11 protein-coding genes are annotated in these 15,636 nt (G+C 68.5%); 4 read left to right on the top strand and 7 right to left on the bottom strand.

Translation table 11 applies throughout. The features are described 5' to 3' along the window. The first annotated feature begins 33 nt into the window (after positions 1–33). Positions 34–957 carry a LysR substrate-binding domain-containing protein gene (locus tag ENSA7_RS37555; RefSeq protein ID WP_106094237.1) on the top strand — a complete coding sequence of 308 codons (924 nt, stop codon included), beginning with the start codon at positions 34–36 and terminating at the stop codon, positions 955–957. 213 nt (positions 958–1,170) lie between these two features. Next, entirely contained in the window at positions 1,171–1,953 is a 783-nt protein-coding gene (locus ENSA7_RS37550) for a hypothetical protein (protein ID WP_146158595.1), read from the top strand. 165 nt (positions 1,954–2,118) lie between these two features. Here the strand turns inward: ENSA7_RS37550 and ENSA7_RS37545 are convergent, their stop codons facing one another. Next, on the bottom strand, positions 2,119–3,573 hold the full coding sequence (locus ENSA7_RS37545) for a catalase (protein WP_106094235.1): 1,455 nt from the start codon (positions 3,571–3,573) through the stop codon (positions 2,119–2,121). Positions 3,574–3,654: 81 nt separating this feature from the next. Next, on the bottom strand, positions 3,655–6,078 hold the full coding sequence (locus ENSA7_RS37540) for a helicase-related protein (protein ID WP_244924041.1): 2,424 nt from the start codon (positions 6,076–6,078) through the stop codon (positions 3,655–3,657). A gap of 252 nt (positions 6,079–6,330) precedes the next feature. Here ENSA7_RS37540 and ENSA7_RS44630 point away from each other — a divergent pair, with 252 nt between their 5' ends. Continuing rightward, positions 6,331–7,044: a hypothetical protein gene (locus ENSA7_RS44630; protein ID WP_181234489.1), complete on the top strand. Its 714-nt coding sequence runs from the start codon at positions 6,331–6,333 to the stop codon at positions 7,042–7,044. Positions 7,045–7,366: 322 nt separating this feature from the next. On the opposite strand, the gene ENSA7_RS37525 is transcribed toward ENSA7_RS44630, so the two are convergent. The 3 genes from ENSA7_RS37525 to ENSA7_RS37515 form a co-directional block, all read right to left on the bottom strand. Beyond that, positions 7,367–8,785 (bottom strand): serine hydrolase domain-containing protein, encoded by a 1,419-nt coding sequence (locus tag ENSA7_RS37525; protein WP_181234488.1) that lies wholly within the window; start codon positions 8,783–8,785, stop codon positions 7,367–7,369. Between the two features lie 26 nt (positions 8,786–8,811). Further along, a complete protein-coding gene (locus tag ENSA7_RS37520) occupies positions 8,812–9,507 on the bottom strand; it encodes a hypothetical protein (RefSeq protein WP_146158594.1) in 696 nt (231 codons plus the stop codon). A 167-nt stretch (positions 9,508–9,674) separates the two neighbouring features. Beyond that, complete coding sequence (locus ENSA7_RS37515) at positions 9,675–10,820, bottom strand: M14 family metallopeptidase (RefSeq protein WP_106094230.1); 1,146 nt, start codon at positions 10,818–10,820, stop codon at positions 9,675–9,677. A gap of 236 nt (positions 10,821–11,056) precedes the next feature. On the opposite strand from ENSA7_RS37515, the gene ENSA7_RS37510 reads away from it, so the two are divergent. After that, positions 11,057–12,433: a penicillin-insensitive murein endopeptidase gene (locus ENSA7_RS37510; RefSeq protein ID WP_146158593.1), complete on the top strand. Its 1,377-nt coding sequence runs from the start codon at positions 11,057–11,059 to the stop codon at positions 12,431–12,433. A 97-nt stretch (positions 12,434–12,530) separates the two neighbouring features. Here ENSA7_RS37510 and ENSA7_RS37505 read toward each other — a convergent pair whose 3' ends face one another. Together ENSA7_RS37505 and ENSA7_RS37500 are read right to left on the bottom strand one after the other, a co-directional pair. Further along, positions 12,531–14,123, bottom strand: a complete 1,593-nt coding sequence (locus ENSA7_RS37505; RefSeq protein WP_106094228.1) for a vWA domain-containing protein — start codon at positions 14,121–14,123, stop codon at positions 12,531–12,533. Positions 14,124–14,206: 83 nt separating this feature from the next. Beyond that, a complete protein-coding gene (locus ENSA7_RS37500) occupies positions 14,207–15,247 on the bottom strand; it encodes a ketopantoate reductase family protein (protein WP_181234487.1) in 1,041 nt (346 codons plus the stop codon). Positions 15,248–15,636: the final 389 nt, after the last annotated feature.

Below are 15,636 nucleotides of genomic sequence, written 5' to 3'. Positions count from 1 at the left end.
CTGGGGGCAAAATAGCCCTAAGCTATCACCACCATGCGGTTTGGTTCGCTGCCGATCACGCTCCGTCAGCTTCAGTATGCCTGCGCGGTGGCGGAGGAGCTCAGCTTTCGCAAAGCTGCGGCGCGCTGCCATGTCTCGCAGCCGTCGCTGAGCGCTCAGATCGCGGAGCTCGAGCGCATGCTCGAGGTTCAGCTGTTCGAGCGTGACCGTCGACGGGTGTTGCTGACCCGCGCAGGCGAGGCGGTGATCGGGCGCGCGCGGGCGGTGCTGTTGGCCGCCGAGGATGTCGTCGATGCGGCCACGCGGCACGGGGATCCGCTCGTGGGCGCGCTTCGAGTTGGGGTGATTCCGACGATCGCACCGTACCTGCTGCCGGACCTCGACCCGGCGCTGCGCGAGGCGTTTGCCAACCTGCAGCTACAGTGGACCGAGGACAAGACCGAGACCCTGGTCGCGATGCTCGGGGCAGGTGAGCTGGACGTGGCGCTGTTGGCCCTCGAGGCGGAGATCGGCGAGCTCGACTACGTGAAGATCGGTGAGGATCCGTTCGTGCTCGCGGCACCTCGCGGACACGCGCTGGCCGCTCGCCGCAGCGCGGTCACCCCCGAGGCGCTCGCCGACGCCCGCGTGTACCTGCTCGATGATGGCCACTGCTTTCGCGAGCAAGCTGCAGACCTGTGCGCGGTGACAGGGGCGCGCGAGCAGGGGTTTCGGGCCACGAGCCTGACGACGTTGGTGCAGCTCGCGGGCGGTGGCGACGGTGTGACGATCCTGCCCGCGCTCGCGGTCGAGGTCGAGAACCGTCGGGCGCGGCTGGTGATCCGCAAGTTTCGCCGGCCGGCCCCGCGGCGGACGATCGTGTTCGCCTGGCGGCGGGGCTCGGCGTTGGCGGACTCGCTGCGCGAGCTGGCGGCTCCGGCCCGGCGGGCGCTGGCTGTCGCAACGCGTGGGGGCTGACCACTCAGCCTTGCGCGAGCTTGGCCAAGGCGGCCTGTATACCCTCGGCGTAGGCCGGGTCCGCGCGAGCAAAGTGCTTCGGACGGCAGCGACAGCGTCTGCTCGGCGAGAGCCGTCCGAGTGACGCGGCTCGTCGTCACGCGACCTCGCCGTCCGCATACCACCACCACGTTCGCGGTCGTGTCGCGTACCATGCCGATCATGCACAGGCTCATGCGTTCCATCCCTCTGCTCGCGCTGCTCACCGGGTGTGACAAGCAACCCGACAAGGCCGACGATGCGGCGCCCACCGGGTCCGACAAGGCCGAGGTGGCGGAGGCCGACAAGCCCGTCGCGCCCGAGCCCGAGCCCAAGCCCAAGCCCGAGCCCGTCAAGCCGCCGCTCGAGCTCGCCGCGGAGGCGTGCAAGGCTGACGCCGCGTGCAAGGATGAGGGCCGCTGCAGCGCCAAGCCTGGGGCCGAGGACGGCAAGTTCGAGTGTGTGGCCGCGTCGATCGAGGACTGCCGCGCGAGCGCCAAGTGCAAGGCCGAGGCGACCTGCTCCTTCGACGAGGCCGCAGGCGCGTGTGCCAACCTCGAGCTCACCGACTGCTTTTACACCGACGGCTGCCTCCACGAGGGGCTGTGCTACGGGTCCAAGCGGGGTGGTTGTGAGTCAGGGCGAAAGGGACAGGTCGCCCAACACTACGGGACCCTCGAGTACGAGGGCGCGCTCGAGGTCGATCTGTTTCGCCGGATCCTCCGCGTCCACACCGATGATCTACGCACGTGCCGAGCCACCGGGCGGGCCAGCGGCAAAGGGGTCAACGGCATGGCCCACTTCGGCTGGACGATCACGGCGGAGGGCACCGTCGCCGACCTCGCGATCCTCGCCGACGGGCTCGAGACCCCCGCGTTCGCCACCTGCATGATCGAGAAGCTCGCCACCTACTCGTTCGTCAAGCCCAAGGACGGCAAGCCGATCAAGATGTCGATGGGCTTCTCGTTCCCGAGCTGAAACTGGGTTGCGATCTAGCGCTAGAACCGAGCTGCCCCGCCCCGAGCGGGAGCTCCCGCCGCGGCCGGCCCCCGCGGCGGACGATCGTGTTCGCGTGGTGGCGAGGCTCGGCGTTGGCGGACTCGCTGCGCGAACTGGCTGTCGCAACGCGTGGGGGCTGACCACTCAGCCTTGCGCGAGCTTGGCCAAGGCGGCCTGCACACCCTCGGCGTAGGCCGGGTCCGCGCGAGCAAAGTGCCCGAGCTGCCGATCGATGATCGGCTTGGGCACGCCAGTCATGGCCTCGGCGATGTTCATGAACAAGCGCTGCTGTTGCTCGGCGTCGAACAGCCGAAACAGGTCGCCGGCTTGCGAGTAGTCGTCGTTGTCCACCCGGTGGTCATGCCGTGCCGCGGCCCCGTCGAGCGAGAGCGGCGGCTCATCGTGGGCATGATCCTGCGCCGCGCCGCCAAAGCTATTGGGCTCGTAGTACGCGTCGGGGTTGCCGGTCTTGCCCTCGAAAAAGCGCATCGCGCCGTCCTTGTGATAGTGGTGAACAGGACACCGCGGCGCGTTGACGGGCAGCGCCTCATAGTGGGTACCCAGGCGATAGCGGTGGGCGTCGGCGTAGGCAAAGATCCGCGCCTGCAGGACCTTGTCGGGCGAGAACCCGATCCCCGGGACGATGCTCGAGGGCGAGAACGCGGCCTGCTCGGCCTCGGCGAAGTAGTTGTCGAGGTTGCGGTTCAGCTCGACCACGCCGACGTCGATCAGCGGGTAGTCTGCGTGGGGCCAGACCTTGGTCAGATCAAACGGATTGTAGGGGGTCGTCGCGGCGTCGGCCTCGGGCATCACCTGAATCTTCAGATCCCAGCGCGGGAAGTCTTCGCGCTCGATCGCACCAAATAGGTCTTCCTGGTAGCTCTCGCGGCTCTGGCCGATTACCTGCTCCGACTCGCGGTTGGTCAGGTGACGGTGGCCCTGCTGGGTCTTGAAGTGGAACTTGACCCAGTGCCGCTCGCCCGCCGCGTTGATCAGCGAGAAGGTGTGCGAGCCGTAGCCGTTCATGAACCGGGGGCTGGTCGGGATCCCGCGGTCCGAGAACAAGATCGTGACCTGGTGCAGGCTCTCGGGCGACAGCGACCAGAAGTCCCACATCGCCGTGGTGCTGCGCAGGTTGGTCCGAGGGTGGCGCTTTTGGGTGTGGATGAAGTCGGGGAACTTGAGCGGGTCGCGGATGAAGAACACGGGCGTGTTGTTGCCGACCAGATCCCAGTTGCCCTCGTCGGTGTAGAACTTGAACGAGAACCCGCGAACGTCACGCTCGGCGTCGGCGGCCCCCAGCTCGCCCGCGACCGTCGAGAACCGGGCCAGCATCGGCGTCTGGCTGCCGACCTTCGCAAACAGCTTGGCCTTGGTGTAGCGAGAGATGTCGTGGGTCACGGTCAGGGTTCCGCGCGCGCCCCAGCCCTTGGCGTGGACGACTCGCTCGGGGATCCGCTCGCGGTTTTGGTGGGCGAGCTTCTCGAGCAGCTGGTAGTCCTGCATCAACAAGGGGCCGCGGGGGCCGGCGGAGAGGCTGTTTTGATTGTCGGCGATCGGGGCGCCAGCGGTGGTGGTTAGCGTGGGTGGCTTGCTCACGTCGTACAGGCTAGGCGGGTGGCGCTGACAGTACCAATACAACCTTTGGCATGGCGTGATAGCTAAAAGCTATCAGACGGCTCACCGCTTGCGGCGGCGTCGGCTTGGCGTGGGTGGCTCGGCTGGCGGGTGCCAGCGGCCGTCCTGCTCGACCCAGCCAAGCGCCCGCGCGAGCTCGTCTACTTCCATTCCCGTCTGATCCGCTAGCGTAGGCGGCAGCTCGAAGCCAGGCTCATCCGCGTCATCACTCGCCTGCGCCAAGCCGCGCAGCATCGCGTCGACGCGCTCGACGACGTCAGCCCGCAGCGCCCGGCCTCCAAACACCGGGAAGCCCAGGGCCGTGTACGCGTTGGGATTGACGTCCGGGTTGGGTACCAGCGCGACGGCCTCGGGCGTCGGCACCTCGACCCGTACACCTCGCGGCAGCGCAGCGTCGACCAACAGCGCGCGGACCCGAAGCGCCTCGCCCCGCAGCAACGCGGGCAGCCAGATCATCCGCGCCCCGATCTCCACGCCCAAGCTGGTCAGCAGCTTGCGATCGCGGCCGGCCAAGCGCAGCAATTGAGCCTTCGCCGCGCCGCGATGGATCGTGCCCAGGCCCTGCTCGAGCTGATAGATCAGCCCGCGCGCGTCACTGGAGAGCGCGTCGATCGTGTTGTGCCGCAGCGGCGCGAGCAGCTCGTGGGCGAGGTCGCGGGCCCACGCGATCAGGCGTCGCTGGATCCGCGCCCGGGCGCCTGCCCCCAGCGCCTCACCGATCGTCAGCGTGACCTCGGGCCGGACCAGATCCACCCCGCGGACCAGGTGACCAAGCTCGAGCTCGCCGTCACGAACGTTGCCGCGGTCATCGACCACGAACCGCTCGTGCGGCGCGTCGACGAGCTCTTGAACCCACGCATCGTCACGCTCGCCGCCTCGCTGCCCCGGCTCGAGCTCGACCTCGAGTAGCTTGGCGAACGGCCCGGCGGCCACGGCCTCGCGATCAATGCTGACCGCCCGCCGCTTGGGCTGCTTGGGCTGGCGCGGCCGCGCGGGGCCGTGGACAGGCGGCCCGCGCCGAGCCTCGCGCTCGACGAAGCGCGCGACCAGGCGCTCGTGCAGCGCGTCGCTGAGTCGATCTTCGACCGCCCGCGTGCGCGCCTGCCAGTGCTCGGCGTCGACGATCCACGCCCGGTGATTGCTGACGTAGGTCCACGTTCGCACGAACGCGATCCGCGACATCAACACGTGAATGTCGCCCTCCGTGTCGTCGATGCGAGAGATTCGCTGGTTCATCCAGTCGGGATCCAGGCGCTCGCTCGAGCTCGTCAGCTGCCGGTAGATCTCGGCCAACAGATCCACGTGGCCGTCGAGCGCCAGCTTGCGAAAGTCGGGGATCTGGCAGACCTGCCACAGCAGCTCGACGGCCGCCCGCCCCTTGGCCCGCGCCTGGATCTGCTCGCGCGCCGCCAGCTGCACGAGCGTGTCGAAGTCCTCGGCCTGTCGAACCAGCTCCAGCAGCTTGCGCGGTGGTTTTTGCCGGAGCGAGGCGATCAGATCCTCGACCGAGTCGAACTGCAGTCGCGTTGGCGTGGTCCGCCACACCACCCGGCTCAGGTTCCCAAACCGGTGGGTCTCGATCGCGTCGACCAGCTGATCGGGCAGCGACGGCAGCGGCGCGAGCGTGCAGAACTGGCCATCATTGTGCGCGCGCCCGGCCCGGCCGGCGATCTGGGCCAGCTCGGCCGGCTCGAGCTCGCGCCGCTCGTGGCCGTCGTACTTGCGCAGCGAAGCGAACGCGACCGTGTCGACGTCCATGTTCAGGCCCATGCCGATCGCGTCGGTCGCGACCATGTAGTCGACCTCGCCAGCCTGATACAGGGCGACCTGGGCGTTGCGCGTGCGCGGAGACAGGGCCCCGAGCACCACCGCCGCGCCGCCCCTGCGCTGACGCAGGCGCTCGGCCAGCTCGTAGACCTCGTTGGTCGAGAACGCGACGATCGCCGTGCGGGGCGGCAGGGCGCCGAGCGACATGGAGCCTGCCCCGCGCAGCTGGCTGAGCCGCGGGTGCCGATCGATCACCGCGGTGGGGACCAGCTGCTCGATGACCGGTCTGATCGTCTCGGCGCCCATGAACCAGGTCTCGCGGGTGCCCCGGGCGTGGAGCAGGCGATCCGTGAACACGTGGCCGCGCTGGCGGTGAGCCGCGAGCTGGATCTCGTCGACCGCCAGGAAGTCGACCTCGCGCTCGACCGGCATCGACTCGACCGTGCACACCCAGTAAGAAGGGTGCGGCGGGATGCGCTTCTCTTCGCCCGTGACCAACGCGACCCGCGACTCGCCGACCCGCGCGCTGACCCGATCGTAGACCTCGCGGGCGAGCAGCCGCAGGGGCAGCCCGATCATCCCGGTCCGGTGCTCGAGCATCCGCTCGATCGCGCGGTGGGTCTTGCCCGTGTTGGTCGGCCCCAGCATGGCGACCACGCCCACGCCGGGGGTCCCGGGTGTGATGACGTGGCCGTGCATGCCGGCAACGTAGCAGCTCTGGCGGGCTTCAGCCTCCGCGAGCAGGGCGCCATCCGCGGGGATCAAAAAAAACTCGTGGCCGTGGTGACGCTGCGTCGAGCTTGCGGTGTTTCGCGGATCGCCATGTTTGACCTCATCCAGTTCACCTCTTCTCTTGTTCGTCCCGCTCACCAAGGGCGCCGCTCACGTGTTCCCCTCCGCGCGGGTGCCCTGGGGCTGCTCGCCGGGCTCGCTACCGCCTGCACGATCACCGTGGGCGACAGCTGGGGTGACTCGATCGCGGAGTGCTACGACGAATATGGCGACTGCATGGACGACATTGACGGGCCCGGGGACATCGCGGTCTGCGACGCGTTTCTCGACTCCTGCCTCGAGGCCTGCGACAACGAGCACGGTGCAGGTGACAGCGGGCACGGTGGGGACGACTCGGACAGCGGGACCACGGGCGGGTCGGACGACGACGGCGGTGATCCGCCTCCGCAGACTGACGATGGCGGCGACGGCGACGGCGACGATGGTGGCGACGGTGGCGACGGCGGCGATGGTGGCGACGGCGACGGCGACGGGCCGGACCCTGCCTGCTTTGACATCCACTCCGCCTGCATCGAGATCGCCGAGACGATCCAGGACGTCGAGGCCTGCAACGCGCTGTTCGACAACTGCGTCGATCCTGGCCCGTGTGAGAGCTGCGAGGAGCCGGGCTGTCCGCAAGCGGAGCTCGACGCGTGCGTGAGCGACTATGCTGGCTGCGCCGAGCTGGCCACCAGCTCGGAGGACGTGTTCGCCTGTCAGGGCATGTTTGACGGGTGTATTGGGCAGTTCGATGTCGAGCTGTGCCTGCCCAACTACGACGACGAGCTCGTGCTCGCGTGCCTCGAGCAGCACGATCTGTGCGCGGCCTGTGCCGAGGGTCCCGAGGAGCTCGCCGCTTGTAAGACGACCTTTGATAACTGTCTCGAAGGCTAGGCTAGGAGCCCGTGGTGCAATGCCTCGCGCCGCCTCGCTTGGCCTTTTCGCCGAGGGCAGTGTTGCCGAAACTTGCAGTACGCCCGGTACAGCTGCGTTTCGGCGCCTCGCCCTCGGCGAAAAATCCGGCGCGAGGCGACACGATGCATTGCACCACGGGCTCCCAGATAACGGTTGGGCCAGCGACCAACTCCACGGTCTGGCGGCCTTGGAGCACGAGCACGAGCTTGATCCCGCAGCGGCGGAACGCTGCGGGTCACGCCGTGCTCTCGTCGCTGGACGCCGGTAGTCACACCCACCATCATCGAGGGCGACTCGAGGACTAGCCGGGTAAGCTAGCGAGCACGCTCGCCCCAAACCTATCGGTATCCCACTGCGCGGGCCCCCGCGTGAGCCCGAGCCGAACGATCACCGCGCGGCGCGAGGGCACGATCAACACCGACTGCCCCTCATACCCCACCATCTCGAACGCGTCGGTTGGCAGCGAGGGCAACCTTCGGTCCTCAGGCTGGCCCGGCGCCCCCGCGTTGGTCTGAACCAGCGCCCCATACTCACCGCGCGGGGCCGCAGGCGCGGGCGCGCGGGTGTACTCGACCCAGCCGGCCGGAAGCAGCTGCCGGCCATTCCACACGCCATCATAGAGGTACAGCTGCCCGAGCCGGGCCCAGTCGCGCGCGCTCATCAGCGCGAACGAGCTGCCAATGAACACGCCGCTGGGATCGAGCTCGAGCACGGCGCTGCGGATCCCCAGGGGCTCGAACAGCTCGCGCTGCGCAAACCGAAGCTGCGCGCCAGGATCCTCAAACCGGGAACGAACGATCCGCGCCAGGATGTTGGCTGTACCGCTCGAGTATGCGTACCGGGTACCCGGCGAGGCGATCAGCGGTTGGTTGACGGCCAGCTCGGCGCACGACTCGTGGACGAACAACATGTCCGAGCCAGTGCCGAACGGGCCATAGCGCTCCTCAAACGCCAAGCCCGAGCTCATCCGCAGCAGCTGGCTGATCGTGATCGCGGCGCGGGGATCATCTGGGTCTTCACGCCACTCGGGCACGGGCGCTGGGCCGTCGAGCTCGAGCTCGCCGCGCCCGACCAACAGCCCGATCAACGCATTCGTCACGCTCTTGGCCATCGACCAGCCGGGCAGTGGCGTGCTCGCGTCGAAGCCCTCGGCGTAGCGCTCGGCGATCAATCGGCCGTCGTACACCACGACCACCGCGCGAGTCCGGCGGGGAGCAGCGGGATCCGGCTCGCCAATCGCGGCGTCGAGCGCAGCGTCGAGCGCAGCGCGGTCGAGCCCGCTCGGATCGTCACGGGTGTCGGGCGCGTCGCCGGCCGGCCAAGCCCGATCGTCATCGGGCGCCGCCACGGGGGCCAGGTCGAGCTCGAGCGGGAGACCATCTCGCACCAGCGTACAGCCCACGCCGCGCCGATGGGTCGCGCGCTGCTCAGCCAGCCCAACCACAGCGGCCCGGGTCGTCTGCGTGTCATGATCAAACTCGACATCCACGAACCCGACCGCCGCGAGCTCCTCTTTGAGCACGCGCGCAGGCTCGAGACCGCTCACGAACACCGCCGTGCAGCCGATCTTCGCCGCATACCCAGTCGCGCGCGGCAGCATCACCATCCCGGCGTAGAGCCCAAACCCGAGGGTGCCGAGCCCGAGCAGCGCCGCGCCCAGCTTGACCGCGAGCCAGCGCTTGCGCGAGCCAGCGCTGCCCTCGGGGTCGTCCTCGCTCACGCGCGCCAGCATAGCGCGCCCGCGTCTCACTCGTCACCGTGACAGCACCAGTACTCGCGGCTCTCATGCTTGCTGCACGTGCCCTCGAAGTTGGCGAGGTCGGGGTCGCCGTTGAAGGTGATCGACCGGTTGCCACACAAGACCAGGTCGTCGTCCACCATGTTGCCGATCCACGCGCCGTCGGGGTTGTACGACGCGTCCAGCCCGCTGTTGAGATAGAGGTAGGTCAGGTCCTCGTAGCTGCACACGTCGCTGCGTTTGTTGCGACAATTGTCGACCGCGAACCGGTACCGCGTCGCGTTCTGGACCAACTGAGTAATGCACAGGCGCGGCCCGGCCTGGATGAAGCCGCTGCGACAGCTCGTCGCTGGGAACACCGCCGCCTGCGGAGCTTGCGAGCGAGAGTTGATCGCGAGGTTGTCGTCGGGATCGAGCATGTCGGTGCCGTCGAGCGCCTCGGTGATGTCGGGGAAGCCGTCGTCATCCCGATCGTAGACATAGATCTGGCGCTCCTCGTCGAAGCCGACCGGGCTGAAGCCGTCGATGATGTCGGGGCTGTCACTGACGAGCGCGCCCGCGGCCGCGAGCGCAGCTCGTTCTTTGGAGAGTGGGACGTCCGCGATGGGCTCGTCGTCGCAGGCGATCGCCAGCGGCGCCAAGCAAGCGAGGCCGAGCGCAGCGATCCGCCGCAGGTGAGTATGGATGTTCGGTTGGGGACTCATGCTCGAGCACGTAGCAACCCGCGTGCCCAACCCGATGCGTCGACCGCCGCCGTGTGAGCGTCCCGGTGTCTCGCGGCGTCCGCTGGGGACGCGCGCGGACTCTCGCGTGGACGCAAGACCGAGGATCCGCGCGCGCGCTCACTCGCGTGGACCCCCGCGTCCAAGCGTCACGAGCCGAGTCGGTCGACGATCCGCAGCAACGCCGCGAGCGCCCCGTGCCCCAGCCGCTCACAGCGGGCCGGCGACCAGCCGAACTCTGGGTCAGGGAGGTTCGCGTTGTCCTTGAACGGCATCTCGAGCGTCATCGACAGGGCCCCGAACGCGTCGGCGATCCAGTTGGTCGCCATCGTCATGTTGGCCTGGCCCGGCGCTGGCACGGGGTAGCCATGCTTGGTCTGGAAGTCGGGGTTCGCGGCGGCGAACTCGGCCTCGAACTCGGCCTGCAGCGCGCGCGTGGTCGCGCTGACCGAAGCCACGCCGTCAGGCCCCGCGATGAAGTTGTAGGGCAGGGCCTCGTCGCCGTGCACGTCGAGCGCGAAGTCGAGGCCGGTCGCGTGCATCTTTTCGCGGACCAGGTAGACCTCGGGGCTGCGCGCCATGCTGGGCTCGAGCCACTCGCGGTTGAGGTTGGCGCCCGCGGCGTTGGTCCGCAGGTGACCTCGCCGGCTGCCGTCGGGGTTCATGTTGGGCACGATCCAAAAGTCGGCCTTGCGCAGCAGCGTGCGTGAGACCGGATCCGTGGGATCGAGCAGGCGCGCGAGCAGCCCTTCCATGAAGTGCTCGGCCATGCTCTCGCCCGGGTGCTGGCGCGCGAACACCCAGCAGCGCTTCTTGGTCTCGCTCGGGGGGCCGCCGCCCTCGGTGACACGCAGTAGATCCAGATCTTGGCCGTCGAGCGTGCGCCCCAGCAGCTCTTGCTGGACCAGCGGTGACTGCAGACTGCGAGCGACGAGGTCGTGGTGACGCTCGATCGAGTAGGGCGCGAAGTAGGCGAAGTAGACGGCGTCGCACGCTGGCGTGTGCCGGATGGTCAAGGTCCCGTCCGCGTAGCTGGTGTCGGCGACCCGTCGCCAGGTCTGGCGATCGTGGCTGAAGCAGGCGTGGTACCCGTTCCAGCCCTCGACGTAGCTCGCCTTGCCAGCGTTGGTCAGGCGCAGGTTCAGGGCCACGCCCCGTGCCCCGCTCACGCGAAAGTAGAACCACTGAAAATGATCGGAACCATGGTCCTTGCGGATCTCGAGCCGAACGTCGGTCGGGTCGCTCGCGTCCAGGACCTCGATGTTGCCTGCGTCAAAACTGTCGCTGATGTGCACGGTTGCTCCTCACGCCAGGTCGCGGCGCGTGTGCGCACCCTAGCGTGCGCGGATGGTGGCAAGCCAGCGCACCCGGCAGATCTCGCGCGCGCGCGACCTCCCCGGCCTTGCCGCGCTGGTGTCACACAACCCCGCGAAGCGCCTCAACACCAGCGTGCGGGCCCGAATCTCGCCAGTCTCGACCCCACACTTGCACCGGTGCGGGACCAAGCCGCACACTCGGCGACCACGAAGGTATGGGCCCTTCGAACAACGATATGGCCGGCAGCGGCGACCTTGACGACGACCCCACGAGCCTCGACCCCGAGGGCGTGGAGGATGTTGGTGAGCATGAGTTCGGCTCCGCACGCGCGGGCGACTCGGGTCGTCGAGCTGGGCGGGATCTCGATGGGGATCTCGACCAGGATGACGACTACGACGACGAGGACTACGACGACGACGGGCTCGCGCCCGAGGCCGGTCGCGGTCGCCCGTCGGTGCTCTCGCTGCTGCTGCTCGTCGCCGGCGCCGTGTGGATCGTCGTCGCGCTGCTCAAGCTCGGCGGCCCGGTCAACGAGGGCGCGCCCTCGATGGCGATCGGCGATCACGCGCAGACCAGCTCGGCGCTGCCCGATGTCGACGGCGACCTGTTCGCTCCGAGCGACGACGCCGCAGCCCGAGATCCAAAAGACCCCTCAGAACGGCCAGATCCGGCCGAAAATGGGGCTGTTTCGGATCACGTCGAGGACAAGCCCGAGCACATCTTGCCGCCAGAAGTGGGAACTCCTGCGAGCGAGCGGGGACCGCCCGAAGGCTCGTTGTTGGCTGGCAAGCGCTGGCCACAGGACTACGTCGCGCCCGACGTCGTGAAGTACACGATCAAGCGCGGCGGCTCGATGAAGGTAGTAGCAAATCTCTATAAGATCTTTCACCACGAGATCGAGGCGCTGAACCCTGGTGTCTCGCTGGATCGTGAGCAACCGCCGCAGACGAAGATCATCGTCTACCGGCGCAAGCCAGGGATCTCGAGCCAGTCGGTCGGGTTCCCGGGCAGCGGCTCGGTCGAGGGCGGAATGCCGATGGTCGACGGCCCAGGCCGGATCCTGCGGCACACGCCGTGGAAGGCATGGGCCACGCAGACCACCGTGGCGACCATCGATCTGGTCCTGCGCGAGTGGGCGCGACGGTTCCCGAGCGAGCAACAGATCATCGTCGGCAACCTCAGCGCGCGCGCGGGCGGCCGGCTCAATCCCCACAGCTCGCATCAGTCGGGTCGCGACGTCGACCTGAGCTACCCGCAGATCTGGGATCACAAGTCCGAGCTCGCGCCGCAGGTCATGGACGAGCGCAACCTCAACCGCGAGCTGACCTGGTCGCTGCTCGAACTTCTGCGAGAAACCGGTGCGATCGAGGTGATCTTCATCGACTCGAAGTTGCAGAGGCTCCTGCACGAATTTGCGATTAGTACCCATCGGTACAGCGAAAAACAGCTAGAAAACTGGATGGAGTATCCCAGTACCCCCGGAACTGGTTCGCCGCTCATCCAGCATGTTCGCGGTCATGCGGACCATCTTCACGTCCGCTTCAAGTGCACGCCGACCGAGACTCGCTGCGAGTCCCGCGACCGTGAGTGACGGGCCGCGCCCAGGAGTGAGAACGGGACACCCACTCGGGCGTCCCGTTTTGCTTTCAGCTCGGGCGAGGCTCCTCGCCCGCTTGCAGGCGTGGCGCTCAGTTGTGGAGGTTGTTGAACGCGTCGGCGTGCGCCGACTTGACCGCGCGCGCGCCCGCGGGCGAGCTTGGCTGGGCCGGGAACGCCTGCGGCTGACCACCGCCCCCGAGGCTGCCCGGCCCGTTGTGCCCGACCGGCTGCCGCGCTTGGCGGGCGAGGCCCTTGAGCTCGGGCTCGAGCGCCGCGAGCTTGTCCGCCTGGGTCCGCAGCTGCTCGTCTTCGAGGGTCTTGGACGTCTCCTTGGCCCAGTTAACGGCCTCGGCGAGCAGCTCCTTGGCCTGCTCGAGCTGGCCCGCGCGAGCCAGCGACAGCACCTGCAAGGTCGCCGCGTCGGTCCGGGCGTGGGCGCCCGCGCGAGCGATCTCGACGTCACGCCCGGCCGCGATCGCCTGCGCGTCGCCGCTCGACAAAGCCGACATGAAGCTTCGCTCGAAGCGCTGACCCGTCCCGGTGTAGACGTCGTTGAAGCTGAGCTCGAGGTCGCTGAGCTCTACCGTCGCGCCGTCGTTGTGGGGGCTGACCAGCAGCCGAACGATCAGCTCCTGGGTCTGGCCCTCGACCATGCTGCCGAGCGCGACCTCGCTGCGGCCTAAGCTGGAGTTCCACTGCGTGGCGTGGCCGACCACCTCGATCAGCGAGATGCCGGGCCCCAGCCCCATGCCCAGACGCAGCTCGCTGGCGACCGTGCGCTGGATATGCAGGACCTCCTCGCGGAACAGCGCCGCCACGGCGTCGGGCTCCTCGACGAAGCGAAAGTGTCCGTGGGTCTGCTCGGCCAAGCTCGCCAGCAAGACCTCGTCGTAGTCGAGGCCGTAGCCGAGCGCCGTGATCTCGGCGCCGCGCCCCGCGAACTGCTGGGTCAGCGACGCGATCGGCGTGGGATCGTTGGGCACGCCGTCGCCAAGCAGCACCACCCGCTCGAGCACCTGCGGATCCGGCCCGTTGTTGACCCACACTCCCGCGCCAGCTTGGACCAGCGCGCCGGTCTCGGGGTCCGGCGTCGCCATGCTGATCGGCGCCGTCGAGAGCTGCTGCAGGGCCAGGCTCATGCCACCCGCGAGATCGGTCGTGCCCCACGCTTGCATCTTCTCGATCTCGGCCTTCGCCGCGGCGCGGCTCTCGTCGCCGAGCAGCGTCGCCGATATCAGCGTCTGCGCCTGCGAGTGAAACACCACCAACGAGAAGCTGTCGTCGTCGGCCAGGCTGTCGACCAGCTCGATCGCGGCAGCTTTCGCGCCCTCGATCGCGTCGCCCTTCATCGACGCCGAGGTGTCGACGACCAGGACCACGCGGGCCGGCGGGCGGGGAAGATCGAGCTTGTCGGGCGCCTGAATGCGGACGCGAGCGACGACCTCGCTGGGCGTGTCGGCCGGGACCAGGGCGTTGGCCAGCGCCCACTCGAGCTCGAGATCCACCGGGGCGACGTAGGGCCGCTCGGCGTCGACGACCTGCATGTTGTCGTGCTCGTCGACGTGGACGACATCGAGGGGGCCGAGCGGGCCGCCGCCAGCATCGCGGTCGCAGGCGGTGCCAAGCAGGGCGAGGGCAGACAGCAGCAGCAGGATGCGGGGAGAGCGAGTAAGGCGTTGCATGGGCTTGCGAGGGCCGACAACGCGAGGATTTTCGGGGCTCTTACACAGCGCTTACGCAGCTGTGGGAATAGATCGTCTGGAGCTCACAGCCGGACGCTGGCGCGGACCGTGGCCAGCACCCCGGCCTTGGCCTCGACCTCGCGCAGGGCCGCCTGCAGCTGCGGCATCGGGTAGCCCAGGCCCGGGCGGGCGGCCAGCCACAGCGGGGCGCGGACGATGCGATCGAGCTCGAGCGGTCGGCCGCGCTGGTAGTCGAGCAGCATCGATGTGTACGCGCCCCGACGCTCGGCCGCGAACCGCTCGAACAGCGCGTCGATGTCGAAGCTGCCCGGCGTGGTGACCTCGAGCGCGACCCCGAGGCCGTGCAGCTCGTCCATGATCGCCCGGAGGCGGGCGCGGATCGATGGGGCGCTGACCATCTCGCTCAGCGAGCGCTCGCACACCACGCTGATCGGGTTGAACGACGCGTTGATCAGCAGCTTGTGCCACAGCTCGCGGTGGATGTCTGGGGTCGAGCTCAGGGTGTAGGCGGGGTCGTCGAGTAGTTGGGTGAGCGTTGTGAGGCGCTCGCTGGACGGGGTGTCGAGCTGCCCGAGCACCATGCCGGTTCCGGCGTTGCGGTGGACGACGCCGGGCAGTGGGCAGGTGGCGTTGCGGTGGACGACGGCGCCGATGATCTGCGCGCGGGGGAGGTTGGAGAACAGTGTGTCGCGAGCGTGGGTGTCGGTGAGGTGTCGCTCGATCGCCGGGCGACCGCTCGCGTACCAGGCGGGGAGGCCGTTCATCGCGGTGACGACCATGGTGTGCGGGGCCAGGAGTGGTTTCAGCTGGGGGAGCGCGGCTGCGGTGGCGCCGGACTTGATGGTTAGGAAGATGACGTCTTGCTCGCCGAGCTCGGCGGGGTGCTCGACGCAGCGGTAGCGATCGGGAGGGACGTGGGTGATCGCTCCCGTGGGTGTGTGGGCTTCGAGGCCGTGGTTGCGTAGGGCTGTGAGTGTTTGGTTGCGGGCGATGAACGCGAGTGAGGTTCGGTTGGTGGTGAGGAGTGCGGTCGCGAGGTCCAGGCCGATCGCGCCCGCGCCGAAGATGCACACGCGCGCGGCTGGGGTGTCGGGGGTGGGCATGGGGTGATTGTGCGCCACTGCGTGGGGGTAGGCTCGGCTGGTGTGATGACGTGGACGCGTCTCCGCGCCAGCCTTGGTGAGATTTGGGCTGGGTTGTTGTGGCTGGCGAGTCCGCCGTGGTCTCCTACCGGAAGGAGTGATTCTCAGTAGGCTCCGATCAACATGGAGATCACAGCCGCACAAAGCAGCCCCCGTGACGCCGCACGCAGCTCGACCACTCATGAACTCGCCCTAGGCGGAGAATGAGGCTCAGGCCACGACGAGGCGGGCAGCAGCGGGGTCACAAGTACACACGCCCCTGGATCGGGCTCGCACCCGCGTTCTGTCCCCGCGGCCGTTTGGCGCGACGGGGGACGCCGAGCTCTGATATGCTCGCGCCGCAGCGTCGC

This window comes from Enhygromyxa salina (assembly GCF_002994635.1).
Classification (GTDB): Bacteria; Myxococcota_A; Polyangia; order Nannocystales; family Nannocystaceae; genus Plesiocystis; species Plesiocystis salina_B.
The sequence above is the reverse complement of the archived record's forward strand: the minus strand, read 5'-3'. Positions and strand labels throughout refer to the sequence as shown.

Coding starts and splice junctions, on each gene's coding strand:
- ENSA7_RS37505 (WP_106094228.1), bottom strand. CDS start 14,123: ATGCAACGCCTTACTCGCTCTCCCCGCATCCTGCTGCTGCTGTCTGCC.
- ENSA7_RS37540 (WP_244924041.1), bottom strand. CDS start 6,078: ATGCACGGCCACGTCATCACACCCGGGACCCCCGGCGTGGGCGTGGTC.
- ENSA7_RS37500 (WP_181234487.1), bottom strand. CDS start 15,247: ATGCCCACCCCCGACACCCCAGCCGCGCGCGTGTGCATCTTCGGCGCG.
- ENSA7_RS37555 (WP_106094237.1), top strand. CDS start 34: ATGCGGTTTGGTTCGCTGCCGATCACGCTCCGTCAGCTTCAGTATGCC.
- ENSA7_RS37520 (WP_146158594.1), bottom strand. CDS start 9,507: ATGAGTCCCCAACCGAACATCCATACTCACCTGCGGCGGATCGCTGCG.
- ENSA7_RS37510 (WP_146158593.1), top strand. CDS start 11,057: ATGGGCCCTTCGAACAACGATATGGCCGGCAGCGGCGACCTTGACGAC.
- ENSA7_RS37550 (WP_146158595.1), top strand. CDS start 1,171: ATGCGTTCCATCCCTCTGCTCGCGCTGCTCACCGGGTGTGACAAGCAA.